General features: G+C 70.5%; 25 protein-coding genes and 1 other RNA gene. 11 read left to right on the forward strand and 15 right to left on the reverse strand.

Annotated features, from left to right (window positions below):
- Positions 1–29 precede the first annotated feature (29 nt).
- The 4 genes from sbcB to G545_RS0101200 are packed head-to-tail and all read right to left on the reverse strand — an operon-like array spanning position 30 to position 5,276.
- On the reverse strand, positions 30–1,520 hold the full coding sequence (gene sbcB / locus G545_RS13120) for an exodeoxyribonuclease I (protein ID WP_052106821.1): 1,491 nt from the start codon (positions 1,518–1,520) through the stop codon (positions 30–32).
- The gene (locus G545_RS13125) at positions 1,520–2,953 is read right to left on the reverse strand and encodes an FAD-dependent oxidoreductase (RefSeq protein WP_231553208.1); all 1,434 of its coding nucleotides are present in this window, start codon (positions 2,951–2,953) and stop codon (positions 1,520–1,522) included. Before G545_RS13125 ends, sbcB begins: the two co-directional genes overlap by 1 nt.
- Before the next feature lie 14 nt (positions 2,954–2,967).
- The gene (gene kynU / locus G545_RS0101195) at positions 2,968–4,245 is read right to left on the reverse strand and encodes a kynureninase (RefSeq protein WP_027068794.1); all 1,278 of its coding nucleotides are present in this window, start codon (positions 4,243–4,245) and stop codon (positions 2,968–2,970) included.
- A gap of 5 nt (positions 4,246–4,250) precedes the next feature.
- Positions 4,251–5,276 carry an amidohydrolase family protein gene (locus G545_RS0101200; protein WP_027068795.1) on the reverse strand — a complete coding sequence of 342 codons (1,026 nt, stop codon included), beginning with the start codon at positions 5,274–5,276 and terminating at the stop codon, positions 4,251–4,253.
- Between the two features lie 155 nt (positions 5,277–5,431).
- On the opposite strand from G545_RS0101200, the gene G545_RS0101205 reads away from it, so the two are divergent.
- Genes G545_RS0101205 through G545_RS15140 form a run of 3 tightly spaced genes read left to right on the forward strand, consistent with a single transcriptional unit; the run spans position 5,432 to position 8,027 of the window.
- Entirely contained in the window at positions 5,432–6,883 is a 1,452-nt protein-coding gene (locus tag G545_RS0101205) for a cytochrome ubiquinol oxidase subunit I (RefSeq protein WP_027068796.1), read from the forward strand.
- The gene (gene cydB / locus G545_RS0101210; RefSeq protein WP_027068797.1) at positions 6,883–7,890 is read left to right on the forward strand and encodes a cytochrome d ubiquinol oxidase subunit II; all 1,008 of its coding nucleotides are present in this window, start codon (positions 6,883–6,885) and stop codon (positions 7,888–7,890) included. Before G545_RS0101205 ends, cydB begins: the two co-directional genes overlap by 1 nt.
- Entirely contained in the window at positions 7,890–8,027 is a 138-nt protein-coding gene (locus tag G545_RS15140; protein ID WP_081677656.1) for a DUF2474 domain-containing protein, read from the forward strand. The genes cydB and G545_RS15140 overlap by 1 nt, the downstream gene beginning before the upstream one ends.
- A 16-nt stretch (positions 8,028–8,043) precedes the next feature.
- On the opposite strand, the gene G545_RS13130 is transcribed toward G545_RS15140, so the two are convergent.
- Genes G545_RS13130 through asnS form a run of 6 tightly spaced genes read right to left on the reverse strand, consistent with a single transcriptional unit; the run spans position 8,044 to position 12,107 of the window.
- Positions 8,044–8,595, reverse strand: a complete 552-nt coding sequence (locus G545_RS13130) for a 3-hydroxyanthranilate 3,4-dioxygenase (protein ID WP_052106880.1) — start codon at positions 8,593–8,595, stop codon at positions 8,044–8,046.
- Positions 8,595–9,257 carry a carbonate dehydratase gene (gene can / locus G545_RS0101225; RefSeq protein WP_027068798.1) on the reverse strand — a complete coding sequence of 221 codons (663 nt, stop codon included), beginning with the start codon at positions 9,255–9,257 and terminating at the stop codon, positions 8,595–8,597. The genes G545_RS13130 and can overlap by 1 nt, the downstream gene beginning before the upstream one ends.
- 40 nt (positions 9,258–9,297) lie before the next feature.
- A complete protein-coding gene (locus G545_RS0101230) occupies positions 9,298–10,074 on the reverse strand; it encodes an SDR family oxidoreductase (protein ID WP_027068799.1) in 777 nt (258 codons plus the stop codon).
- Positions 10,075–10,089: 15 nt separating this feature from the next.
- Positions 10,090–10,389, reverse strand: coding sequence for a hypothetical protein (locus G545_RS0101235; RefSeq protein WP_027068800.1), 300 nt, complete (start codon positions 10,387–10,389; stop codon positions 10,090–10,092).
- Positions 10,386–10,691, reverse strand: a complete 306-nt coding sequence (locus tag G545_RS0101240) for a hypothetical protein (protein ID WP_027068801.1) — start codon at positions 10,689–10,691, stop codon at positions 10,386–10,388. Before G545_RS0101240 ends, G545_RS0101235 begins: the two co-directional genes overlap by 4 nt.
- A 15-nt stretch (positions 10,692–10,706) precedes the next feature.
- Positions 10,707–12,107, reverse strand: coding sequence for an asparagine--tRNA ligase (asnS, locus tag G545_RS0101245; RefSeq protein WP_027068802.1), 1,401 nt, complete (start codon positions 12,105–12,107; stop codon positions 10,707–10,709).
- A 112-nt stretch (positions 12,108–12,219) separates the two neighbouring features.
- Here asnS and G545_RS0101250 point away from each other — a divergent pair, with 112 nt between their 5' ends.
- From G545_RS0101250 to G545_RS0101275, 6 genes are all read left to right on the forward strand, one after another.
- Entirely contained in the window at positions 12,220–12,558 is a 339-nt protein-coding gene (locus G545_RS0101250) for a HesB/IscA family protein (RefSeq protein WP_027068803.1), read from the forward strand.
- A gap of 192 nt (positions 12,559–12,750) precedes the next feature.
- Entirely contained in the window at positions 12,751–13,203 is a 453-nt protein-coding gene (rpsF, locus tag G545_RS0101255; protein ID WP_027068804.1) for a 30S ribosomal protein S6, read from the forward strand.
- A 23-nt stretch (positions 13,204–13,226) separates the two neighbouring features.
- On the forward strand, positions 13,227–13,457 hold the full coding sequence (gene rpsR, locus G545_RS0101260) for a 30S ribosomal protein S18 (protein ID WP_027068805.1): 231 nt from the start codon (positions 13,227–13,229) through the stop codon (positions 13,455–13,457).
- Between the two features lie 192 nt (positions 13,458–13,649).
- Positions 13,650–14,102: a 50S ribosomal protein L9 gene (rplI, locus tag G545_RS0101265; RefSeq protein WP_027068806.1), complete on the forward strand. Its 453-nt coding sequence runs from the start codon at positions 13,650–13,652 to the stop codon at positions 14,100–14,102.
- 220 nt (positions 14,103–14,322) lie between these two features.
- A complete protein-coding gene (locus G545_RS0101270) occupies positions 14,323–15,738 on the forward strand; it encodes a replicative DNA helicase (RefSeq protein ID WP_027068807.1) in 1,416 nt (471 codons plus the stop codon).
- Positions 15,739–15,854: 116 nt separating this feature from the next.
- The gene (locus G545_RS0101275; RefSeq protein ID WP_027068808.1) at positions 15,855–16,565 is read left to right on the forward strand and encodes an OmpA family protein; all 711 of its coding nucleotides are present in this window, start codon (positions 15,855–15,857) and stop codon (positions 16,563–16,565) included.
- 62 nt (positions 16,566–16,627) lie between these two features.
- Here the strand turns inward: G545_RS0101275 and G545_RS0101280 are convergent, their stop codons facing one another.
- Positions 16,628–17,107, reverse strand: a complete 480-nt coding sequence (locus G545_RS0101280; RefSeq protein ID WP_027068809.1) for an MgtC/SapB family protein — start codon at positions 17,105–17,107, stop codon at positions 16,628–16,630.
- Between the two features lie 224 nt (positions 17,108–17,331).
- Between G545_RS0101280 and G545_RS0101285 the strand changes: the two genes are divergently transcribed.
- Positions 17,332–17,997, forward strand: coding sequence for a sensor histidine kinase (locus tag G545_RS0101285; RefSeq protein ID WP_027068810.1), 666 nt, complete (start codon positions 17,332–17,334; stop codon positions 17,995–17,997).
- Here G545_RS0101285 and G545_RS15765 read toward each other — a convergent pair.
- The 3 genes from G545_RS15765 to ssrA all read right to left on the reverse strand — a co-directional run bounded on the left by G545_RS15765 (position 17,994) and on the right by ssrA (position 19,289).
- On the reverse strand, positions 17,994–18,182 hold the full coding sequence (locus G545_RS15765) for a hypothetical protein (RefSeq protein WP_036136422.1): 189 nt from the start codon (positions 18,180–18,182) through the stop codon (positions 17,994–17,996). The genes G545_RS0101285 and G545_RS15765 overlap by 4 nt on opposite strands.
- An 86-nt stretch (positions 18,183–18,268) precedes the next feature.
- On the reverse strand, positions 18,269–18,847 hold the full coding sequence (locus G545_RS13140; RefSeq protein ID WP_036136425.1) for a cysteine hydrolase family protein: 579 nt from the start codon (positions 18,845–18,847) through the stop codon (positions 18,269–18,271).
- Positions 18,848–18,935: 88 nt separating this feature from the next.
- Positions 18,936–19,289, reverse strand: a transfer-messenger RNA (tmRNA) gene (gene ssrA, locus G545_RS15145).
- Positions 19,290–19,420: 131 nt separating this feature from the next.
- Here ssrA and G545_RS14875 point away from each other — a divergent pair.
- The gene (locus G545_RS14875; RefSeq protein ID WP_052106602.1) at positions 19,421–21,637 is read left to right on the forward strand and encodes a CHASE domain-containing protein; all 2,217 of its coding nucleotides are present in this window, start codon (positions 19,421–19,423) and stop codon (positions 21,635–21,637) included.
- 11 nt (positions 21,638–21,648) lie between these two features.
- Here G545_RS14875 and smpB read toward each other — a convergent pair whose 3' ends face one another.
- Positions 21,649–22,149, reverse strand: a complete 501-nt coding sequence (gene smpB, locus G545_RS0101305) for an SsrA-binding protein SmpB (protein ID WP_027068811.1) — start codon at positions 22,147–22,149, stop codon at positions 21,649–21,651.
- Positions 22,150–22,158 lie beyond the last annotated feature (9 nt).

The following is a 22,158-nucleotide window of genomic DNA, read 5'->3' on the forward strand; positions in this document are numbered from 1 at the left end:
GATCCTACGGCCGCGACGCTGTAGGAAGGCTAAGCCCCGGCGGGCAGGGGGCCGGTGCCAGGGGGCGCCTCCGCGGGGAACGGCAGCCCGGCGTCCAGCCGGTGCCGCCAGTCGGCCAGGGCGTCGAGCAGGGCCAGTCGGGCCGGATCTCCTGCGTGGACAGCACGCAGCTGCGCCAGCTCCTCGTCGAAGCGGGCGAAGTCGTGCTCGGCCAGTCCACCGCCACCGCGCAGGCGCTCGTGCCGGTACCGGTCCCAGCGTGCGCGTTCATCGGCATCCAGGGTCCCCGGCCAGTTGCGGGCGCGGTAGCGGAACAGCAGCTCGTGCAGCCGCGGGTCCCGGAATCCGAACTGGCGCTCGCCCAGTGCCGCCGGCGTGGTCGCGCGCACTTCCGCGCACAGCCGGCGGTCGGCGTCGCCCAGGAACCCGTCGTAGAGCCCGCCGTCGACGTCGCCCGGCGTGGGATCGGCGCGCAGGGCGAACACCTGCCGGACCTTTTCGGCCAGCGCGGGGCCGGCGGTGCGCAGCGTTGCGGCGCGGCTCTCCACTTCGCCGGCATCGATCCCGAGCCGGTCCAGCTCCTCCCCGCGCAGGTGGCGCCAGGGCACCAGGGCCGGGCTCCGGTTGAGGTGCACTTCCTTGAGCGCGACGCGCTCTACGCCTTCCGGCAGGTCCGCGCTGCGCACGTACAGGCGCGCCGCGATCGCCTGGGCGTCCAGCTCCAGCAGCGGCGACGGGTCCTGGCCGAGGTCGAACACCAGCACCCGGTTGGAGATCGAGGGGTGCGCCGCCAGCGGCAGCACCGGGGCGGCGCATAGGCGGCTGGCGGGGAAGCGCTGGGACACGTGCAGCACCGGCCCGCCCTGCACCGGGTCCAGCAACCCGGCGACGTGCCGCTTGTCCCGCATCCGCAGCGCGTAGTCCCACAGCCTGGGCTGCGCCCGGCGGAGCAGCCGCGCCATCGAGATCAGCGCCCGCACGTCGGACAGGGCCTCGTGGGCGTCGCCCTCGCGCACGCCATTGGCCTGGGCGAGGTGCTCGAGCCGGAAGGAGGCGTGCCCGTCCTCGCGCCTTGGCCAGGTGATGCCGTCAGGGCGCAGCGCATGCGCGAGCCGGAACACGTCCAGCAGGTCCCAGCGCGAGTTGCCGCCGCGCCACTCGCGCTCGTAGGCATCGTGGAAGTTGCGGAACAGCCCGTGCCGGATGAACTCGTCGTCGAAGCGCAGCGAGTTGTAGCCGAGCGTGCAGGTCTCCGGCCGTGCCATCTCCTCGCAGATCACGGCGAACGCCTCCGCTTCCGGCATGCCCTCGGCCAGGGCGCGCTGCGGCGTGATCCCGGTGACCAGGGTGGCGCCCGGCGAAGGCAGCAGGTCGTCGGCGGGGCGGACGAACAGGCTGACGGGCTCCTCGACCTGGCGCAGCTCGCTGTCGGTGCGTATCGCCGCGAACTGGGCGATCCGGTTGCGGCGCGGGTCGGTGCCGAAGGTCTCCAGGTCGTAGAAGAGGAAGCTGGCGGCCATCAGGCGGCGGGATCCCCGCCGGTCCCGGGGTGCGGTTCGTGGTCGGGCGGCAGCGGCGCCAGGCGCTCGCGTACCAGCCGGTCGGCGTGTGCCCAGTCGAGTTGTTCCAGGCTGTCGCGGCCGCGGGTGAGCTCGACCAGCAGTTCGCGCTGCAGGTTGCCGCGCATCAGGGCGCGGGCGTAGGGCATGTGGCGGAAGGTGACCATCGAGTAGCGCGGCACGAAGCGCTCCGGGTGGCGGTGCGCGAGGCGGACCTCGAGGGCACGCTGGAGCAGGTAGTCGTCGTCGTCGACCCGGTCGCGCATCTCCAGGTAGTTCTCCAGCGCCATGTGCTGGATCGCGCGGGCGTTGGGCAGCCGCTCGGCCTGGTAGGCCGCGAAGGCCGCCGGCAGCTCCACGCCCGGCGCTGACAGGTGGCGCGCCAGCGCGGCGCAGTCCTCAAAGGCGCAGTTCATGCCCTGCCCGTGGAACGGGACCATGGCGTGGGCGGCATCGCCGACCAGCACCGCGCGTCCATCCAGGTGCCAGCGGTCCAGGTACAGGGTGCCGAGGCTGCTGGTCGGGTTGTTCTCGAAGAGGTGCTCCAGCCGCGGGATCAGCGGCGAGGCGTCCGGGAAGAAGCGCTCGAACAGGGCCCTGGCCTCCGCGCCCGTGCGCACCTGGTCGAAGCCGGGAACCGCGCCATCCGGGTCCCCTTCGTTGGGCATGAACAGGGTGACGGTGAAGGTGCCCTCGGTATTGGGCAGGGCGATGCACATGAAGCGCCCGCGGGGCCAGATGTGCAGCGCGTTCTGCTCGATCCGGAAACCCCCGCCCGCGGCCGGCGGGATCTCCAGTTCCTTGTAGGAATGCCCGAGCATCTCGGTGCGTGCGCCCAGGTCCTCGACCGCCTCCATCGCCTTGCGCACGGCCGAGCCGGCGCCATCGGTGCCGACGAGGCTGGTGAAGGCGACCTCGCGGATGCCGCCGGGGGTGCGGAAGCGCGCGATGCGCCCGCCGAAGTCCACCGACTCCAGCGCCTCGTCGAAGTGCAGCCGCGCGCCGGCCTGCTCGGCGACGTCCAGCAGCGCCTGGTTGAGGCGGCCGCGGTGCACCGACCAGATCACCTCGCTGTCGTCCATGCCGTAGCGTTGCAGGTCGACCCGGCCGTCGGCGAAGTGCACCATGCGCCCGCGCATCATGATTGCCTGCGCCATCACCGCCTCGTCCGCGCCGGCCGCGCGCAATGCCGCGCGACCGCGCTCGGCGAGGGCCAGGTTGATCGAGCGGCCCCGCTCGTATCCCTTGCGGCGCGGGTCGCCGCGCATCTCGTGGACGTCGACCCGCCATCCGCGCCGGGCGAGCAGGGCGGCCAGCACGGCGCCGGCCAGTCCTGCGCCGACCACGGTCAGGTGCCGGGCGGGATCGCGCGTAGGGTCCTGGTGGTCGTGCACGTGGCCTCCGGGCATCAGCCGGCGCCCTGGCGCCAGGCATCCACGGTGCGTGCGAAGCGCAGCACGTCGTGGTGGGTGTTGTAGAGCGGGGCGGGGGAGATGCGGATCACGTCCGGCTCGCGCCAGTCGCCCAGCACTCCATTCGCCTCCAGGTACTCGAACAGGGCGCGGCCGCGCTCGCGCCCGCCGGCGACCCGCAGCGACAGCTGGCTCCCGTGGCCCTCCGTCGCGGCGGGGGTGAGGATCTCCAGCACCTCCCCGAGGCGCTGTTCGACCAGCTCCCGCAGGTAGCCGGTCAGGCGCAGGGACTTGGCGCGCAGGGCGGCCATTCCGGCCCTGTCGAACAACTCCAGCGAGGCACGCAGCGGCGCCATCGCCAGGATCGGCGGATTGCTCTGCTGCCAGCCCTCGGCGCCGGGTGTCGGGATGAACTCCGGCCCCATGCGGAAACGCGACTCGGCCTGGTGGCCCCACCAGCCCGCGAAGCGCGGGCGGTCGGTCCGGGCGTGGCGCTCGTGCACGAAGCAGCCCGCCACCGCCCCGGGCCCGCTGTTCATGTACTTGTAGTGGCACCACACGGCGAAGTCGGCGCCGCTGTCGTGAAGGGCCAGGTCGATGTTGCCGGCGGAGTGCGCCAGGTCGAAACCGCAGCACGCACCCTGCGCATGCGCCAGGCGGGCGATCTCCGCCAGGTCGAAGGCCTGCCCCGTGCGGTACTGCACGCCGGGCCACAGCACCAGCGCCAGGCGCGGACCGTGCTCGGTGATTGCGCGCTCGATCGCTTCCATGGAGACGGTGCCGCCCGGCTCGTCCGGCTGCACCTCGACCAGGTCGGTGGACGGGTCGAAGCCGTGGAAGCGGATCTGCGACTCCACCGCGTAGCGGTCGGTGGGGAATGCCCCCGCCTCGACCAGGATCGCCGGCCGCTCGGCGGTGGGACGGTAGAAGCTGACCATCATCAGGTGCAGGTTGGTGGTCAGCGAGTTCATCGCCACCACCTCGCCGGGCCGGGCGCCCACCACCCGCGCCAGGCCATCGCGGACCAGCTCGTGGTAGGGCATCCAGGCGGCGTGGCCGCGGAAGTGCCCCTCGACGGCGACCTCGGCCCAGGTGTCGAGCACTTCCAGCACATGGCCGCGGACGTTGCGCGGCTGCAGGCCCAGCGAGTTGCCGACGAAGTAGGCCTGCTCGCCATCGCCGAAGCGGGGCACGTGGAACTCGTCGCGCAGGGTGGGAAGCGGGTCGCGCTCGTCCAGCGCCCGGGCGTGGGATTCGTCGAAGGCGTCGTGCATGGGGCTCACTCGAAACGGGATCGCGGAAGGCCAAGCCACTCCAGCGCGGTGCCGTGGTAAAGGCGTGCCTGGGCGGCCTCGTCGAGGCCGAGCGCGGCGATGCCGGCACCCGGCTCCTGTTCGCCCAGGGGGAACGGGTAGTCCGTGCCGAGCATCACCCGGTCCACGCCGCAGGTGTCGAGCAGGTAGCGCAGGGCGGCGTCGTCGGCGACCCAGGAGTCGAAGTACAGGCGCCTGAGGTACTCGCGCGGGTTGCGCGGGTTGTCGGTCGCGACCAGGTCGGGGCGCATGTTGAAGCCGTGCTCGATGCGCCCGATCGTGTAGGGGAAGCTGCCGCCGCCATGGGCAAGGCAGACCTTGAGCGCCGGCAGCCGCTCCAGCACGCCGCCGAACACCAGCGAGCACGCCGCCCGCGACTGCTCGGCGGGCATGCCCACCAGCCATGGCAGCCAGTACTTGGGCATGGTGTCGGTGCCCATCATGTCCCACGGGTGCACCAGGATCGCCGCGCCCAGCTCGGCGCTGGCCTGGAAGAACTCGAACAGCTCGGGGGCGTCGAGGTTCCAGTGCCGGCCGTCCTCGCGGGTGACGTGGCTGCCGATCTGCACGCCCTGCAGGTGCAGCTGCTCCATGCAGCGCTCCAGCTCCTGCACGGCCAGGCGCGGCGACTGCAGCGGCACGGTGCCGATGCCGGCGTAGTGGCGCGGGTAGTCCCGAACCGTCCCGGCCATGTGGTCGTTGAGCGCCTGGTGCAGCTCCAGCGCGTGGTGGGGCCGTGCCCAGTAGGAGAACATCACCGGCACCGTGCTCAGCACCTGTACCTGCACGCCGTGGCGCGCGTAGTCCTCGATGCGCTGCTCCGGATCCCAGGTGTTGGACCAGACCTCGCGGAAGAAGCGGCCATCCTTGTAGATGCGGTGGCGGCCGTCCTCGGTGTGGTGGATGACGGGGAAGCGCGGTTCGCCGTACTTGCGCGCCAGGTCGGGCCAGTCACGCGGCAGGTAGTGGGCGTGGATGTCGATCTTCAGCACGGTCGTTCCTTCTTCCCCCCGGTGGCCCGGCCGGGCCGCGCACCACGATAACCGAGCACGCCTTCCACGGCAGCCCCGGCCAGCGGCCTTCATGCGTCCTTGACCACGCTGACCCGAGGCGGCGCTACGCTGCGGGCGGTCCCCCGGAGCCCGCCATGTTCGGTCTCGACGCCCTGATGCTGGCGCGAATCCAGTTCGCCTTCACCATCTCGTTCCACATCATCTTCCCGGCGATCACGATCGGCCTGGCCGCGTACCTGGCCGTGCTGGAGGGCCTCTGGCTCGCACGCAAGCGGCAGGTCTACCTGGACCTCTACCGGTTCTGGCTCAAGCCCTTCGCGGTGGCCTTCGGCATGGGGGTGGTGTCGGGCATCGTGATGGCCTACCAGTTCGGCACCAACTGGAGCGAGTTCTCGCGCTTCGCGGGGTCGATCACCGGCCCGCTGCTGACCTACGAGGTGCTGACCGCGTTCTTCCTGGAGGCCGGTTTCCTCGGCGTCATGCTGTTCGGCATGAAGCGGGTCGGCCCGGGGCTGCACTTCTTCTCGACCATCGCGGTCTCGGTCGGGACGCTGATCTCGGCTACGTGGATCCTGGCGTCGAACAGCTGGATGCAGACCCCCCAGGGACACGAGATCGTCGACGGGGTGGTGGTGCCGGTGGACTGGCTGGCGGTGATCTTCAACCCGTCCTTCCCGTACCGGCTCGCCCACATGGTGACCGCCGCCTTCCTCGCTACCGGCCTGCTGGTCGCCGGCACCGCGGCCTGGCACCTGCTGCGCGGGCGCCGCGATCCCGCGGTCCGCACCATGTGGTCGATGGCGATGTGGATGGTGCTGTTCACCGCGCCGGTGCAGGCGGTAATCGGCGACTTCCACGGGCTGAACACCCTGGAGCACCAGCCGGCCAAGCTCGCCGCGATCGAGGGCCACTGGGAGCGCCCCGAGGACCCGTCCGAGGGCATGCCGCTGATCCTCTTCGGGCTGCCCGACATGGAGGCGGAGACCACCCGCATGGCGCTGGAGGTCCCGCACCTGTCGAGCCTGATCCTGACCCACAGCTGGGACGGGATGACCCCGGTGCTGAAGGACTTCCCGGCCGACGAGCGCGCGCCGGTCCCGGTGGTGTTCTGGACCTTCCGGATCATGGTCGGGCTGGGGCTGCTGATGATCGCGCTGGGGGCCTGGGGAGCGCTGGCGCGCTCGCGCGGCCGCTTCCTCGATTCCCCCGCGCTGCATCAGTTCGCGGTACTGATGGGGCCGGCGGGACTGGTGGCGATCCTCGCCGGGTGGTTCACCACCGAGGTCGGGCGGCAGCCGTGGATCATCTACGGGGTGATGCGGACCGCGGAGGGCGTGTCGGCGCACTCCGCGTCCGAGGTCGGGTTCGCCCTGGCCGCCTTCGTGGCCTGCTACGTGGTGATCTTCGGGGCCGGGTCGGTCTACATGCTGCGCCTCATGGGACGGCCGGCCACGACGGCGGCGGACGGCCCCGGGGACGACCCCGACGGCGGGCCGGGACAGGCCCGCACGCCGATGCGCCCGATGTCCGCCGCGGCCGACGAATCGCGCACCGCCGACGAAGACGCCATGCGGAGGAGCGGCTGATGGGTGTCGACCTGCCGGTGATCTGGGCGGTGGTGATCCTGTTCGCCATCGGGATGTACGTGGTGATGGACGGCTTCGACCTGGGCATCGGGATGCTGTTCCCGTTCTTCCCGGGACGCGAGGACCGCGACGTGATGATGAACACCATCGCGCCGATCTGGGACGGCAACGAGACCTGGCTGGTGCTGGGCGGGGCGGGGCTGCTGGCAGCATTCCCGCTGGCCTATGCGGTCGTGCTCAGCGCGCTGTACCTGCCGCTGGTGCTGATGCTGCTGGGACTGATCCTGCGGGGGGTGTCGTTCGAGTACCGGGTGGTGGCGGCGCCCGGCAGGCGGAAGACCTGGGACTTCACCTTCATGGCCGGCTCCTACGCGGCGGCGTTCTTCCAGGGCGTGGTGCTGGGCAGCTTCATCGATGGCCTCGAGATGGCGGACGGCCGCTTCGCCGGCGGACCGCTGGACTGGCTGGCGCCGTTCCCGCTGTTCACCGGGGTCGGCCTGGTGGTCGCGTACATGCTGCTGGGCAGCACCTGGCTGCTGATCAAGACCGAGGGGCCGCTGCACGAGGAGATGCGGCGGCGGACCCGCACCTGGCTGTGGGCGCTGTTGGCGGTGATCGCCGGCATCAGCCTGTGGACCGCGCTGGCGCAGCCGCAAATCGCCGAGCGTTGGTTCAGCGTCCCCAACCTGTACTTCTTCCTGCCGGTGCCGCTGCTGGTCGTGCTGGTCGCCGGCCTGCTGCTGCGGTCGCTGCAGCGTGGGCACCACGTGGCCCCGTTCCTGCTGACGCTGGCGCTGGTGTTCCTGGGCTACAGCGGGCTGGGGATCAGCATCTGGCCGAACGTGATCCCGCCCGACACCAGCATCCACGAGGCCGCCGCGCCGCCGCAGAGCCTGGGCTTCACCCTGGTGGGGACGCTCTTCATCATCCCGGTCATCCTGGCCTACACGGCCTTCAGCTACTGGGTGTTCCGCGGCAAGGTCAGGGCGGGCGAGGGCTACCACTGATGCGGGGCAGCGCGGGCCGCCACTGGCTGCGGCGGGTGGGCTGGCTGGTACTGCTGTGGGCGGGCAGCGTCGCCACGCTGGGCGTGGTCGCCTGGCTGATCCGGCGGTTCATGAATGCCGCCGGGATGACCGCCTAGCCCGGCGCGTCGCCGGTCAGGTGATGTCCGCCTGCGAGTCGGCCGCCATGTCATACCGGTCCGGCCGCGGATTGAGGGTGCCGCACTGGCTGCAGGTGCGCAGCCGGTCGTCGCGGTAGAACTTCTCGAACACGCGGAAGAAGTCCTGCTCGATGTCGACCAGGTGGAAGTGCTCCTCGTACAGCTTGTGGTTGCAGTCGATGCAGAACCACATCAGCGCGTCGTCCTCGTGCGCCAGCCGCCTGCGCTCGATCACCAGCCCGACCGAGCCGGGCATGCGCTGCGGGCTGTGCGGGACCCGCGGCGGCAGGTAGAAGGTCTCGCCTGCGCGGATCCGGATGTCGCGCGGCTTCCCGTCCTCCTGGATGCGCAGCACCATCTCGCCCTCCAGCTGGTGGAAGAACTCCGGGCCTTCCTCCCAGTGGTAGTCGGTGCGCGTGTTCGGACCGCCGACGATCATCACGATGAAGTCGCCGTCGGTCATGCACTTGTTGCCCACCGGTGGCCTGAGCAGGTGCCGGTGCTCGTCGATCCAGGCCTGCAGGTTGATCGGTTCGGGCAATGCCATCAGCGGTCCTCCCGGTCCACCCTGATCCGCGCCAGGGCCTCGTCGTATTTTTCCTGCAGGCGGTCGGCGGATTCCACGTCGATGCCCAGGTCATGCACGCGCCCGTCCTTGAGGGTATAGACCCAGCCGTGGACGACGAGTTCCTGGCCGCGGGCCCAGGCATCCCGCACGACGGTCGCGTGGCATACGTTGACCACCTGCTCCAGCACGTTCAGCTCGCACAGCCGGTCATGGCGGATCTCGTCGTCACCGTACTCGCACAGCGCCTGCTCGTGCATCTCGGCGACGTCGGCGACGTGCCGGACCCAGTTGTCGGACAGGCCCAGGCGGGTTCCGTGCAGCGCCGCATGCACGCCGCCGCAGCCGTAGTGGCCGACCACCAGGATGTGCTTGACCTTCAGCACGTCGACGGCGAACTGGATCACCGACAGGCAGTTCAGGTCGGTGTGCACCACCACGTTGGCGATGTTGCGGTGGACGAAGACCTCGCCCGGCGCGACGTCGATGATCTGGTTGGCCGGGACGCGCGAGTCGGAGCAGCCGATCCACAGGTATTCGGGCGCCTGCAGGCGCGAGAGCCGCTCGAAGAAGCCCGGGTCCTCGGCGCTGACGCGGTCGGACCACTTGCGGTTGTTGTCGAGCAGCTCGGAGAGGGTGGGCATCGGGCTGGGGTTCCTGGGCAGCGCCCGCGCCGGGCGCGGGTCAGAGCGAGCGGGTCCGCCCGCCGTCGACGGGCAGGTTGACGCCGGTGATGTAGGCGGCCGCCGGCGAGCACAGGAAGGCGACCGCGGCGGCGGTCTCCTCCGGCCGCGCGAAGCGCCGCAGCGGGACGTTGGCGACCATCTCCTCGAACACCGCCTGCTCGCTTCGGCCGCTCCGTTCGGCGCCGCTGCGGATGATCTGCTCGATGCGGGGAGTGTCCGTGAAGCCGGGGAGCACGTTGTTGACCGTGATGCCGTGCGGCCCAAGCTCGCCGGCGAGGGTCTTGGCCCAGGCGGCGACGGCCCAGCGCGCCGTGTTGGAGACGCCAAGCCCGGCGATGGGCTCCTTCACCGAGGTGGAGATGATGTTGACGATGCGGCCGTGGCCACCTTCGCGCATGCCGGGCAGCAGCGCCTGCACCAGCACCTGGCAGGCGACGACGTGCTGGCGCATGGCGGCCTCCAGCGCGGGCGGGTCCGCCTCGTGCAGCGGGCCGGGGGGCGGACCGCCGCTATTGTTGACCAGGATGTCAACCGGCCGTCGCGCCGCGACCTCGGCAGCGGCCGCGGCCAGCGCAGCGGTATCGGAGGTGTCGGCGGCGATCCAGCCGTGGCCCTCGCCCGGCAGTCCGGCCGCCACCTCGGCGAGCCGGTCGGCGCGGCGGGCCAGTACGGTCACGCGGGCGCCCAGGCCGGCGAGCTCGCGCGCGGTGGCCAGGCCGATCCCCTGGCTGGCGCCGCAGACCAGGGCGTGGCGGTTGTCCAGGCGAAGATCCATGGTGCCTCCGGGTCGTCAGTGGGGGCGCGGCAGCTTCCGCACCATCTGCGGCCGCAATGCCTCGTCGCCTTCGCCGCGGGGCGGCTCCAGCTCGGCCAGGGAGAAGCCTCGTGCGGCCGCGTCGTCCTCGTCCATGCCGTCGAGGGCCACGAACTCGGCGTCCATCAGCGCCGCGCGCGCGGTGTCCTCGCTGTCGTAGGGCAAGGTGTTGCCGTCGCTGTCGAAGACCTCGGCAGTGCCCGCCTCCAGCACCCGCAGCCGCGCCCACACCACCGTGCGCCCCAGCGTCGCCAGCCACCACTGCGCGTCGCTCATGCCGCCACCAGCGAGATCGCGTACAGCACGCCCGACATCAGCAGCCCGGCCAGGATGGTCGAGAGCGCGATGCGGGCCGGGGTGGCCAGTCCGTCCAGGTTGCGGTCGCCCGCGCTGCGGTAGTCCCCGCGGAGCAGCCAGCCCCAGGCGGCCGGGTTGGCGAACGCGCTGGTGCCGTACCGGTCCAGCAGGCCGGGGTGGCGATCGCGCACGTGGACCAGCATCAGCGGCCAGAAGATCACGAAGGCGGTGAACCCGGCGATGGCCAGGGCGAGGGCGAGCAGGGCGAGGAACAGGATCACGGCGGGGCGGGGACCTCAGAATTCGGCGCTGCCGGGCGCGCGCGGGTAGGCGATCGCATCGCGGATGTTGGCCAGGCCGCAAACATAGACGACCAGCCGCTCGAAGCCGAGCCCGAAGCCCGAGTGCGGCACCGAGCCGTAGCGGCGGAAGTCCCGGTACCACTCGTACTCTTCCGGATCCAGGCCGAACTGCGCCATGCGCGCGTCGAGCACGTCCAGGCGCTCCTCGCGCTGGGAACCGCCGATGATCTCGCCGATGCCGGGCGCCAGCACGTCCATCGCCGCGACCGTCTTGCCGTCGTCGTTGAGGCGCATGTAGAAGGCCTTGATGTGCTCGGGGTAGTTGGTCACCACCACCGGGCGGCCGACGTGCTGCTCGGTCAGCCAGCGCTCGTGCTCGGTCTGCAGGTCCAGCCCCCATTCCACCGGGAACTCGAATTTGTGCCCCGAGTCCTGCAGCAGCTTCACCGCGTCGGTGTAGTCGATGCGCTCGAACGGGGCGTTGATGAACTTCTCCAGCCGGGTGACGGCGTCCTTCTGCACCCGCTCGGCGATGAACGCCATGTCATCGGCGCGCTCCTCCAGCACCGCGCGGAACAGGTACTTGAGGAAGTCCTCGGCCACCTCGGCGGTCTGCAGCAGGTCGGCGAAGGCGATCTCCGGCTCGACCATCCAGAACTCGGCCAGGTGCCGCGTGGTGTGCGAGTGCTCCGCGCGGAAGGTCGGGCCGAAGGTGTAGACCCTGCTCAGCGCCAGTGCGTATCCCTCGACGTTGAGCTGGCCGGAGACGGTCAGGAACGCCTCGCGGCCGAAGAAGTCCTGGCGGAAGTCGATGCCGCCGTCGTCGCGGCGCGGAAGGTTGGCCAGGTCCAGCGTGGAGACCCGGAACATCTGCCCTGCGCCCTCGGCGTCGGACGTGGTGACGATCGGCGTGCTGATCCAGTAGTAGCCGTTGCGGTGGAAGTAGCGGTGCACCGCCATCGCCAGGGTGTGGCGGATGCGGGTCACGGCGCCGAACAGGTTGGTGCGCGGGCGCAGGTGCGCGACCTCGCGCAGGAACTCCAGCGAGTGCGCCTTGGGCTGGATCGGGTAGGTCTCGGGGTCCTCGACCCAGCCGACTACCTCGATGCGGCTGGCCTGGATCTCGAAACCCTGGCCCTTGCCCTGCGACTCGACCAGCTCGCCGGTGGCGACCACCGCGCAGCCGGCGGTGAGGTGCTTCACCTCGGACTCGTAGTTGGAAAGGCTGGCGGGCGCGACGACCTGGATCGGGGCGAAGCAGGAACCGTCGCTGACATTGACGAAGCTCAGGCCGGCCTTGGAATCCCGCCGGGTGCGGACCCAGCCCCTGACCGTCACCTCGCCGCCGACCGGCAACCTGCCGGCAAGCGCGTGCTGCACGCTGACCACCGTCATGCCTTGAACCTCGCCCTTCCGGGCCCGATATGGGAAAGGCCGGAGTTTACCCGAGGGCGGGGCAGCCGCCGCACGCCCCCGGTACAATCGCTACACCGCAGGAGAGCAGTCCATGTCCGTCACCCTCACCCCCGCCGCCGCCGACCGCGTCAACCGCTTCCTGGAGAAGGAACCCGGGGCGCTGGGCCTGCGCTTCGGGGTGAAGCGCACCGGCTGCTCCGGCTGGCAGTACGTGGCGGACCTGGCGCACGGCGAGCAGCCGGGCGACACCGTGTTCGAAGACCGCGGGGTGCGGATCTATGTCGACATGCTCAGCCTGCCGCAGGTCGATGGCACCGTCATCGACGTCGAGCAGCGAAAGCTGGGCGACCAGTTCCTGTTCCGCAATCCCAACGCCAGTGCCGAGTGCGGCTGCGGCGAGAGCTTCACCACCGACGCCGACCTGGCCTGAGCCAGCCGCGCGGCGCGCTTCGCGCCGGCTGCCCGGCTGCCCGGCTGCCCCGGGCAGCCACTGGCGCCGGCCGCGCCGTTCCGCCATAATTGTCGGCTTCCCGCGCCCCGCGCGCGGGAACCTTGCCCCACCGCGCCCCGGCGTCGGGGGGCTGAACCGGCCGCACGGCCGTCATCCACAAGGAAAAACACGATGCGTCACTACGAGATCGTCTTCCTGGTCCATCCGGACCAGAGCGAGCAGGTTCCGGGCATGATCGAGCGCTACAAGGGCACGATCGAGGCCGGCGAGGGCAAGGTCCACCGCCTCGAGGACTGGGGCCGCCGCCAGCTGGCCTACCCGATCCAGAACCTGGTCAAGGCCCATTACGTGCTGCTCAACATCGAAGCCAGCCAGGAAGTGCTCAACGAGCTGGTCGATACCTTCCGCTTCAACGACGCGATCCTGCGCCACCTGGTGATCAAGCGCGACGGTCCGGAGACCGAGCAGTCGCTGATCATGAAGTTCAAGGACGAGAAGGGCGACAAGCCCGAGCGCGGCGAGCGCCGCCGCCGCGACGACGACGGCGAAGGCCGTTCCGACGCCAAGTCCGATGGCGATGACGACGGCAAGGACGAGAAGTCCTCCGACGACGACGCCGCCTGATCACGACCTCCAGGAGCAGCCACATGTCCAAGTTCTTCCGCCGCCGCAAGTTCTGCAAGTTCACCGCCGAGGGCGTCAAGGAGATCGACTACAAGGATCTCAACACCCTGCGCCAGTACATCACCGAGACCGGCAAGATCGTCCCGTCGCGCGTGACCGGCACCAAGTCGAAGTACCAGCGCCAGCTCGCCACCGCCGTCAAGCGCGCGCGTTTCCTGGCCCTGATCCCGTACACCGACAACCACAACGCCTGAGGAACGCGTCGCCCAACGGGCGACACCGTTTCCCCCTCTCCCGCTTGCGGGAGAGGGCATTGGAGAGGGCCCGCCAAACCCCAGGACGAGGGCAGCCCCCACGTCCCACCGCCCTCCCCAGGCACACCCCCATTCGGACAGCGACCCCCTCGCTGCAGGGCCACCCCCTGCTAACGACCTAGGAGCACCACCATGCAACTCATCCTCCTGCAGAACGTGCAGAACCTCGGCCAGCTCGGTGACAAGGTCACCGTCAAGCCGGGCTACGGCCGCAACTTCCTGGTTCCCCAGGGCAAGGCCGTGCCGGCCACCGAGGCCAACCTGGCCGAGTTCGAGGCCAAGCGCGCCGAGTACGAAGCCCGCGCCAAGGCGCTCAACGACGAGGCCGAGTCGCGCCGCGCCGCCCTGGAGGGCGTCGAGGTGACCATCCGCGCCAACGCCTCCACCGAGGGCAAGCTGTACGGCTCGATCACCACCCGTGACGTGGCCGAGGCCCTCACCCGGGCCGGCCACCAGGTCAGCAAGTCCGAGGTCGTAATGGGCGAGGGCCCGATCCGCCAGGCCGGCGAGTACGAGATCCTCGTGCAGCTGCACGGCGACATCGAGACCACCGTTAAGGTGATCGTGGAAGGCGAACTGGCCTGATCCACGCCCACCGGCAGTACCCCCGAAGGGCGCCCCAGGGCGCCCTTCGGGCGTCTGGCGCCGGCAGCGTCGCAGCCCTTGCGACACGGGCGTGGCAGGACTGGCATGCCCAGCTTCTCCACCACTTGTCCACAGACTTTTCCGTACCGCCCGCGGCGCCGGCCGCCTAGCATCACCGCCTGCCCGCGGCATCCGCGCGGGCCTCCAGGACAGGACTTCGATGAGCGCACGCCCAGGCTTCCGGGACACCGCACCACGTTTCGAAACCCGCGCCGAGCAGCGCGTGGACCAGCTGCGGGTACCGCCGCAGTCGGTGGAGGCCGAGCAGGCCGTACTGGGCGGGCTGATGCTCGCGCCGGAGGCCTATGACACCGTCGCCGACGGCCTGAACGAGCGCGACTTCTACCGCCGCGACCACCAGCTCATCTTCCGCGCCATCCGCGAGCTGGCCGAGAAGAGCCGGCCCTTCGACGCGGTGACCCTGGGCGAGTGGTTCGAGTCCAACGGCCACGCCGAGCTGGTGGCCGGCGGCAGCTACCTGATCGAGCTGGCCAGCACCACGCCCTCGGCGGCCAACATCAAGGCCTATGCCGAGATCGTGCGCGACAAGTCGATCCTGCGGCAGCTGATCGAGGTGGGCACGGAGATCGTCAACGACGGCTTCCAGCCCGATGGCCGCGACAGCAGCGAGATCCTCGCCAAGGCCGAGCAGGAGGTGTTCGCGATCGCCGAGGCCGGCTCGCAGGGTCGCACCGACTTCACCGCGATGAACACCGCGCTGTCGGAAGCCTTCGACGTGCTGCAGAAGCGGTACGAGGCGGGTGGCTCGGTCACCGGCCTGCCGACCGGCTACACCGAGTTCGACGAGATGACCGCCGGGCTGCAGCCCACCGACCTGCTGATCCTGGCCGCGCGCCCGGCGATGGGGAAGACCACGCTGGCGCTCAACATGGCCGAGCACGCCGCCATCCGCACCAAGAAGGCGGTGGCGGTGTTCTCGATGGAAATGTCGGCGAGCCAGCTCGCGCTGCGCCTGATTTCCTCCAACGGCCGGGTCAACGCCCAGCGCCTGCGCAGCGGCCAGCTCGAGGACGAGGACTGGAGCCGGGTCACCAGCGCGATCCGGATGCTGAAGGAAGCGAAGATCTTCATCGACGACACGCCGGGCCTGTCGCCCGACCAGCTGCGCTCCAAGGCCAGGCGGCTCAAGCGCGAGCACGACCTGGGCCTGGTGGTGGTCGACTACCTGCAGCTGATGTCGGTGCCCGGGAACAGCGAGAACCGGGCCACCGAGATCTCCGAGATCTCCCGCTCGCTCAAGCACCTGGCCAAGGAGCTCAACGTGCCGGTGATCGCGCTGTCCCAGCTCAACCGCTCGCTGGAGACCCGCGCCGACAAGCGGCCGGTGATGGCCGACCTGCGGGAGTCCGGCGCGATCGAGCAGGACGCGGACGTGATCGTCTTCATCTACCGCGACGACTACTACAACAAGGAAAACTCGCCCGACAAGGGACTGGCCGAGGTGATCATCGGCAAGCAGCGAAACGGCCCGACCGGCTCGATCAAGCTGCGCTTCTTCGGCGAGTACACCCGCTTCGACAACCTCTCACACGACGCGATCGGCAGCTTCGAGTAGCCTGCGGCTCCGCGGCGGTAGCGCGCCGGAAGCTGAACGACCCGCTTCCCCCGTCACCCGTTTCATACGGGTCCGTGGTTAGCTTCCGCCCTGTTCAGCCAACGAGGATCCCGCCCATGAAGACCCAGCTCCGACTCGCACTCACAGGCGCCTTGGCTTCGGCCATGCTGGCCGGCTGCGCCACCTCCGGCAGCTATTACGGCCAGCAGTACCCGCAACAGCAGCAGTACCCGCAGGGCCAGCAGCAGGGCATGTCGCAGACCACCCGTGGCGCCCTGATCGGCGCGGCCGTCGGTACGGTGGCCGGCCTGCTCAGCGGCAGCGACGCGACCGAGCGCCGCCAGCGCGCCTTGGTCGGCGCCGGCGTCGGCGGCCTGGCCGGTGGCGCCATCGGCAACTACCAGGACCGGCAGGAGCGCGCCCTGCGCGAGCAGATGGCCGGCACCGGCGTGGACGTGGTGCGCCAGGGCGACAACATCACCCTGAACATGCCCGACAGCATCACCTTCGACTTCGACAGCTCGACGCTGAAATCGCAGTTCTACCCGGTCCTGGACAACCTGGTCGCGACCCTGCGCGAATACGACCAGACCATCATCGAGGTGGCCGGCCACACCGACTCGGTCGGCAGCGATTCCTACAACCAGCAGCTGTCGGTGCGCCGCGCCGAGTCCGTCGGCAACTACCTGATGGGCCGCGGCGTGATGCGCGAGCGCTTCATCATCACCGGTGCCGGCGAAAGCCGCCCCGTCGCGAGCAACGACACCGAGGCCGGCCGCGCGCAGAACCGCCGCGTGGAGATCACGCTGGTCCCCGTCCGCGCCTGACAGGCGGGCACGTAGTACGCATGACAGCGGGCCCCGGTCGGGGCCCGCTTCTTTTTCGACGGCTAGGCGCCGTCCTTCTTCCGGCGGCGCGCCAGGATGCGCTCGACGAAGCCGAGCAGGACCAGCACGACCAGGGTCAGGATCGTCGCCAGCGAGGCGAGCAGGTAATAGCCGAGACCGCAGGCGATCCCGATCACCGCCACCATGAGCAGCGACGCCGCGGTGGTGATGCCCGCCACGCCACTTCCGCGGCGGGCGAAGATGCTGCCGGCACCGATGAACGCGACGCCGGCGATGACCGCCTCGACGAGGCGCAACGGATCGGTGCGCAGCCTGTCGCCGTCGCCCGCCACGAGCGCCTGGTGCTCGCCCAGGGCCAGCACCCCCACGCCCACCAGCAGCGCGGCGGCGCCACCCACCAGCATGTGGGTCCGGAAGCCAGCGGGACGGTCGCGCAACTCGCGCTCGAAACCGATGACCCCGCTGAGGAGCATCGCGATGCCGGTCGCGACGATGGTGTCCAGTTGATGTGTCCAGTCCATCCCGGGATTGTCGTGGTCGCTGGTGAATGGCCGGTCAGTGGACGGCGCGTGAACGCGGCCCCGGGCCGGCCGCGGTAGGGTGCCGCACTTCATGCAGACAGTCTTTCAGCCCGGGGGGAGCCGACAAGGCGTGGCCACGACGATGCACGGTGCCCTGGGCATGCTGGGGGATGCAGCACGAGGCGGGAACGGCACCGCCGGGACGCAGGGCAGGGGGTCCGCCGATGGTTGACCGGCAGCGCACGGACCCTTCCAGCGCCTTGCTCGAGCGGCTCGCGCACGACCTGCGCGGTCCGCTCTCCCCCATGCAGACGGCGACCTGGCTGTTGCGAAAGGGCGGCCTGTCACCTGACAGGCACGGCGAACTGCTGGATATCCTGGACCGCCAGTCCGACCGCCTCAGCGGCATGGTGCAGGAGATCTCGGACTGGGTACGCGCCCGTGACGGGCGCCTGCTCACCCGGCGCGAAACCGTTCCGGTCCCCTTGTTCCTGGACCTGGTCACGGCAACGACCGATGGGGCGCCGGATTGGGAGCAGGGGCCCGGGCTACAGGACGCCACCCTGTGTGGGGACGTGCAGCGCCTGGTACAGATGCTGTCGACACTGGCCGGTTTCCTCGACGCCCGCGGCGGCCTCGTGCGCTGGAGCGCGAAGGCGGGCGGGGAGGCGCTGGCACTCGACCTGGAGGCGGGCGGACCGTGGGAGCAGGGGGAGCGGGAGCTCGTGTTCTCGGGGCCGCACCCGTCGCCGCACGACGGCGGGCTGGGGATGGGCCTGCTGATCTCCAGGGAGATTGCCCGCGCCCACGGCGGAAGCGTGGACACGGGCAAGCCGGGGAGCGGGAACGCGGGGTTCGCGGTCGTGCTTCCCCTCGGGCGGGCGGACTAGGCGCCCTTTTCCTGCGGCGGCTGCGCGGGTACGAACGGGGACACGGGGTCGCTGGCGGGGAAGGTTTCCTCCAGTGCCTCGTCCTGCGCCTCGTCGACGTGCCTGCGGCCCTCGTCGTCGCGTTGCGGTTTGTCGCCGCCGCTGGTCCGGCGGTCGGCCTGGGTGTCTTGCGTACCTGTATTCATGGATGGCTCCTGGGAGTCCCGCCGTTGATCCGGCGCCTGCAATCCACGTTACCCGTCCCCCGCCAACGCGGCGTGAGCGATCGGGCTCAGCCCTCCGCGAACGCCTCGCGGGAAGGCCGCACGTCGATTCCCATGGAGTCGCGCATCAGCTCGACCGCGCGCCGGCTGCGCGCTTCGGACTGCGCCGCCACGCAGTCCGGTGGCACCTGCACGGCGTACTCGCGCATGTGCGCGTCGGTGGCGGTGGCAAGGATGCACCCGTCGGTCGCGACGCCGGTGACCACCAGCCGGCCGACGTCCAGCTTCTCGAGCAGGATCTCCAGTGGCGTCGCCAGGAAGCCGGAGTGCTTGGGCTTGAGAACGAAATAGTCGCCCTCCACGGGAGCCAGCTCCCCGGCAAGCCCACTGCCGCGGGTGCCGTCGCGTACGGTGGCGACGATCTCGCGGAAGTCCGCCTGCCAGCGCATGAAGTTGTCGTTGACGTAGACCACCGGCTCGCCGCGCCCGCGCGCGCGGCGGGCGAGGGCGGCGATCGCCCGGGCGGCGGCCTCCGCGTGCGGCATGAGCGCTTCGCCGCCCTCGAAGTCCAGCGGGTTGATCATGTCCACGACCAGCAGCGCGGTGCGCTGGTGGTCGCCGTTGCGGATGCCTGCGGTGCTTGCCATCGGTGCTGGATACCAGCGCCGGCGTAACGCATCCGTGAGCCGGACGGCAGGCGAAGAAAAACCCGACCTCGCGGTCGGGTTCCAGATCTGGTGGAGGTGGCGGGAATTGAACCCGCGTCCGAAGGCACTCCATCCCCGGCACTACATGCTTAGCGCTCCGTTGGGTCTCGCCTCCTGACAGCACGGCGCGCAAAGCGCATCAGGAGACCAGCCTGCTGTGTGTTAACCGGGTGCTGGCAGGCGGCCACTCCCGGCGATTCCGTGATGATGACCCTACGTCGCGAGCACGGACACAAGCGATTTCGGGGCTTAGGCCTTAAGCGGCCAGAGCGTAGTTGTCGTCGTTGGCAACTAATGATTTGCAGCTGGATTTACGAGGAAAGCTACCCCCTCGGCATGCGCCAGGCGATTTTGCAACCCCCGTCGAAGCCAGTGCACCCCCGGGAAGTCGTTGTTTCGCTGACGGATCCAGTATAGGGGCCGCGGGGGCCACCGCAAGGGGGCGCGGAAGCCGCGCGCAGCGCCCGTTAAGCACCGGGCGCCGGTGGCCCGGGCCGGGTATGCTCCCGTGCGATGGAAGGACGCGAAACGACACGCCGCGACGGACGCCAGGGACGCACCCGGCCGGTCGCGGCCACCATGGCCAACCCCCGGCGCGCGCACCTGCTGGCACTGCTGGTGCTGCTGGCGTCGGTGGTCACCGTGCTGGCGCTCTGGCGCTCGACCTATGTCCGCGAGGTCCGCACCGCCGAATCCCGCTTCGTGGCGCAGACGGCGGACGTGGCCAACCGCATCGAGCAGCGCCTGGGACACTACGAACTGCTCGCCGGGGGCGGGCTGTCGCTGTTCTCGTCGGTGAGCCGGCCCACGCCGCAACAATGGTACGGCTACGTCGAGGGGATGAACCTGCCCGAGCGGGTTCCCAGCGTGCGCGGCCTCGGTTTCGCCGGCTACCTGCGGCGCCCGCTGGAGGAACTTGCCCGGGAATGGGAGGAAGCGGGCTACGGCACGCTCGACCTGCGGCCCGCCGGCCAGCGGCCCACGTACGGCCCGGTGATGTACCTGGAGCCGCACACCCCGCAGAACCTCAGGGCGATCGGCTTCGACCTGTACTCCGAGCCGGTCCGCCGGGAGGCCATGCAGCGCGCCCTGGACACCGGCGAGCCCTCGCTCAGCGGCCCTGTACAGCTGCTGCTCGAGCCGGGTCAGGATTCGCGCGGCCTGGTGCTGTTCGTCCCCGTGTTCCGGGAAGGCCGCCCGCTCACCCCGGCCGCCCGGCGCGACGTCATGCTCGGCTGGGTCTTCGTGCCGATCAGCGTCGACGTGATGGTGGAACACGCGCTGGCGGGACACTCCGGCGCGACCGATTTCGTGATCCACGACATCACCGGGGCCGAGCCGGTGCCTGTGTACGGGTCCGCGGACTGGGCCGGCGAACCCGCCTTCACCCATTCCACGCTGCTGGAGCTGGCCGGCCGCACGTGGCGGATCGACTTCCGCTCGCCGCCGCTGGCCGCGGCCATGCCGCGGCTGCACCACCTCCAGCAGACGCTCGCGCTGGGGCTGTTCGCCTCGCTGCTGATGTACCTGGTTGCCTGGACCCTGGCCCGCACCCAGTCCCGCGCCCATGCGCTGGCCATGCGGATGACCGAGGACTACCGACGCAGCGAGCAGCGCTTCCGCGCCGCGATGCAGTACTCGGCGATCGGCAAGGTCCTGCTGGACAGCCAGGGCGACGTGGTGGAGGCGAACCCGGCCTTCGCCCGGCTGGTGGGACTGCCGCAGCAGTCCCTGGTCGGGGTGCACTTCGAGGACCTGTTCGAGGACCGGCATGGCTCGTCGGCGCCGCTGACCGACGGGGGCGGCGGGCAGGTGCGGCGGCAGACCCGGATGCTGCACCGCAAGGGCGGCTACACGCGGCACGTGCAGCTCACCTACGCGCCGGTGCCCGGCAGTGTCGGCGAGGACATCGCCGGCCTCGTGCAGGCCGAGGACGTGACCGAGCGGCTGCGCGCGCAGGAGCGGGTGCAGAAGCTCAACCGGACGCTGGAGCATCGCGTGGCCCTGCGTACCCGCGAGCTGAGCGAGGCCAACCAGGAGCTGGAGGCCTTCGCCTACAGCGTCTCGCACGACCTGCGCGCGCCGCTGCGGGCGATCGACGGCTTCAGCAAGGTGCTGATGGAGCGCTACGCCGACAGCCTCGACGAGGCCGGCCGCGGGTACCTGCAGCGGGTCCGCGGCGCGGCGCACCGGATGGGCGAGCTGATCGACGCGATGCTGCTGATGTCGCGGGTCGGACGCAGCCCGCTCCAGCGCGAGCGCATCGACCTGAGCCGGATGGCGGCGGACGTGGCCGAGGAACTGCATGCCGCCGACCCCGGCCACCCGGTCGACCTGCACATCCAGCCCGGCATGGAGGCGCAGGGCGACGCCACCCTGCTGCGCAACCTGCTGCAGAACCTGCTCGGCAACGCCTGGAAGTTCACCCACGGGCGCGAGTCGCCGCGGGTCGAGTTCGGGCAGCAGGAGGACGGCGCCTTCTACATCCGCGACAACGGTGCCGGCTTCGACCAGGAGTACGTCGGCAAGCTGTTCCGCCCGTTCCAGCGCCTGCATGACCAGAAGAGCTTCAGCGGGCACGGTATCGGCCTTGCCTCGGTCAAGCGCGTCGTGCAGCGCCACGGCGGCACCATCAGCGCCGAGGGCAAGGTCGACGGCGGCGCGATGTTCCGGTTCACCCTGCCGGGGGACGAGCCGGACGTCCCGCCCCAGGAGACCGCCGCCGGGTAGGGCCCGCGCGGCTACGCGTCGCGGTTGTGGCGGCGCATTACACGGGCCTTCTCACGCGCCCAGTCGCGGTCGCGCGAGGCGGCGCGCTTGTCGTGCGACTGCTTGCCCTTGGCGACCGCGATCTCGAGCTTGACCTTGTTGCCCTTCCAGTACATCGCGGTCGGCACGACGGTGTAGCCCTCGCGCTGGATGCGCCCGATCAGGTTGTCGATCTCGCGCCGGTGCAACAGCAGCTTGCGGGTGCGGCCCTCGTCGGCGACCACGTGGGTGGAGGCCTGGGTGAGAGGGCTGATGCGGGCGCCGAACAGGAAGATCTCGCCGTCGCGCACCACCGCGTAGCTCTCGGCGATGTTCGCCCGGCCGGCGCGGATGGACTTCAACTCCCAGCCCTGCAGGGACATGCCCGCCTCGATCCGCTCCTCGAGGTGGTAGTCGTGGCGGGCACGCTTGTTGAGCGCGATGGTCCCGCCCGCGGCCTTTCCCTTATCCTTGCCGGTCTTGTTCTTCGCCATCCGCCTATT

Origin of the sequence: Lysobacter defluvii IMMIB APB-9 = DSM 18482 (assembly GCF_000423325.1) — a bacterium.
GTDB classification, from domain to species: Bacteria; Pseudomonadota; Gammaproteobacteria; order Xanthomonadales; family Xanthomonadaceae; genus Novilysobacter; species Novilysobacter defluvii.

Excerpts from the sequence above, each read along its gene's own strand:
- G545_RS0101205 (WP_027068796.1), top strand. The coding sequence starts at position 5,432 with ATGTTCGGTCTCGACGCCCTGATGCTGGCGCGAATCCAGTTCGCCTTC.
- rplI (WP_027068806.1), top strand. The coding sequence starts at position 13,650 with ATGCAACTCATCCTCCTGCAGAACGTGCAGAACCTCGGCCAGCTCGGT.
- cydB (WP_027068797.1), top strand. The coding sequence starts at position 6,883 with ATGGGTGTCGACCTGCCGGTGATCTGGGCGGTGGTGATCCTGTTCGCC.
- G545_RS15140 (WP_081677656.1), top strand. The coding sequence starts at position 7,890 with ATGCGGGGCAGCGCGGGCCGCCACTGGCTGCGGCGGGTGGGCTGGCTG.
- sbcB (WP_052106821.1), bottom strand. The coding sequence starts at position 1,520 with ATGGCCGCCAGCTTCCTCTTCTACGACCTGGAGACCTTCGGCACCGAC.
- can (WP_027068798.1), bottom strand. The coding sequence starts at position 9,257 with ATGCCCACCCTCTCCGAGCTGCTCGACAACAACCGCAAGTGGTCCGAC.
- G545_RS13130 (WP_052106880.1), bottom strand. The coding sequence starts at position 8,595 with ATGGCATTGCCCGAACCGATCAACCTGCAGGCCTGGATCGACGAGCAC.
- G545_RS0101250 (WP_027068803.1), top strand. The coding sequence starts at position 12,220 with ATGTCCGTCACCCTCACCCCCGCCGCCGCCGACCGCGTCAACCGCTTC.
- G545_RS0101285 (WP_027068810.1), top strand. The coding sequence starts at position 17,332 with ATGGTTGACCGGCAGCGCACGGACCCTTCCAGCGCCTTGCTCGAGCGG.
- asnS (WP_027068802.1), bottom strand. The coding sequence starts at position 12,107 with ATGACGGTGGTCAGCGTGCAGCACGCGCTTGCCGGCAGGTTGCCGGTC.
- G545_RS0101270 (WP_027068807.1), top strand. The coding sequence starts at position 14,323 with ATGAGCGCACGCCCAGGCTTCCGGGACACCGCACCACGTTTCGAAACC.
- G545_RS0101280 (WP_027068809.1), bottom strand. The coding sequence starts at position 17,107 with ATGGACTGGACACATCAACTGGACACCATCGTCGCGACCGGCATCGCG.
- rpsF (WP_027068804.1), top strand. The coding sequence starts at position 12,751 with ATGCGTCACTACGAGATCGTCTTCCTGGTCCATCCGGACCAGAGCGAG.
- G545_RS13140 (WP_036136425.1), bottom strand. The coding sequence starts at position 18,847 with ATGGCAAGCACCGCAGGCATCCGCAACGGCGACCACCAGCGCACCGCG.
- rpsR (WP_027068805.1), top strand. The coding sequence starts at position 13,227 with ATGTCCAAGTTCTTCCGCCGCCGCAAGTTCTGCAAGTTCACCGCCGAG.
- G545_RS0101230 (WP_027068799.1), bottom strand. The coding sequence starts at position 10,074 with ATGGATCTTCGCCTGGACAACCGCCACGCCCTGGTCTGCGGCGCCAGC.
- G545_RS15765 (WP_036136422.1), bottom strand. The coding sequence starts at position 18,182 with ATGAATACAGGTACGCAAGACACCCAGGCCGACCGCCGGACCAGCGGC.
- G545_RS14875 (WP_052106602.1), top strand. The coding sequence starts at position 19,421 with ATGGAAGGACGCGAAACGACACGCCGCGACGGACGCCAGGGACGCACC.
- kynU (WP_027068794.1), bottom strand. The coding sequence starts at position 4,245 with ATGCACGACGCCTTCGACGAATCCCACGCCCGGGCGCTGGACGAGCGC.
- G545_RS0101275 (WP_027068808.1), top strand. The coding sequence starts at position 15,855 with ATGAAGACCCAGCTCCGACTCGCACTCACAGGCGCCTTGGCTTCGGCC.
- smpB (WP_027068811.1), bottom strand. The coding sequence starts at position 22,149 with ATGGCGAAGAACAAGACCGGCAAGGATAAGGGAAAGGCCGCGGGCGGG.
- G545_RS0101235 (WP_027068800.1), bottom strand. The coding sequence starts at position 10,389 with ATGAGCGACGCGCAGTGGTGGCTGGCGACGCTGGGGCGCACGGTGGTG.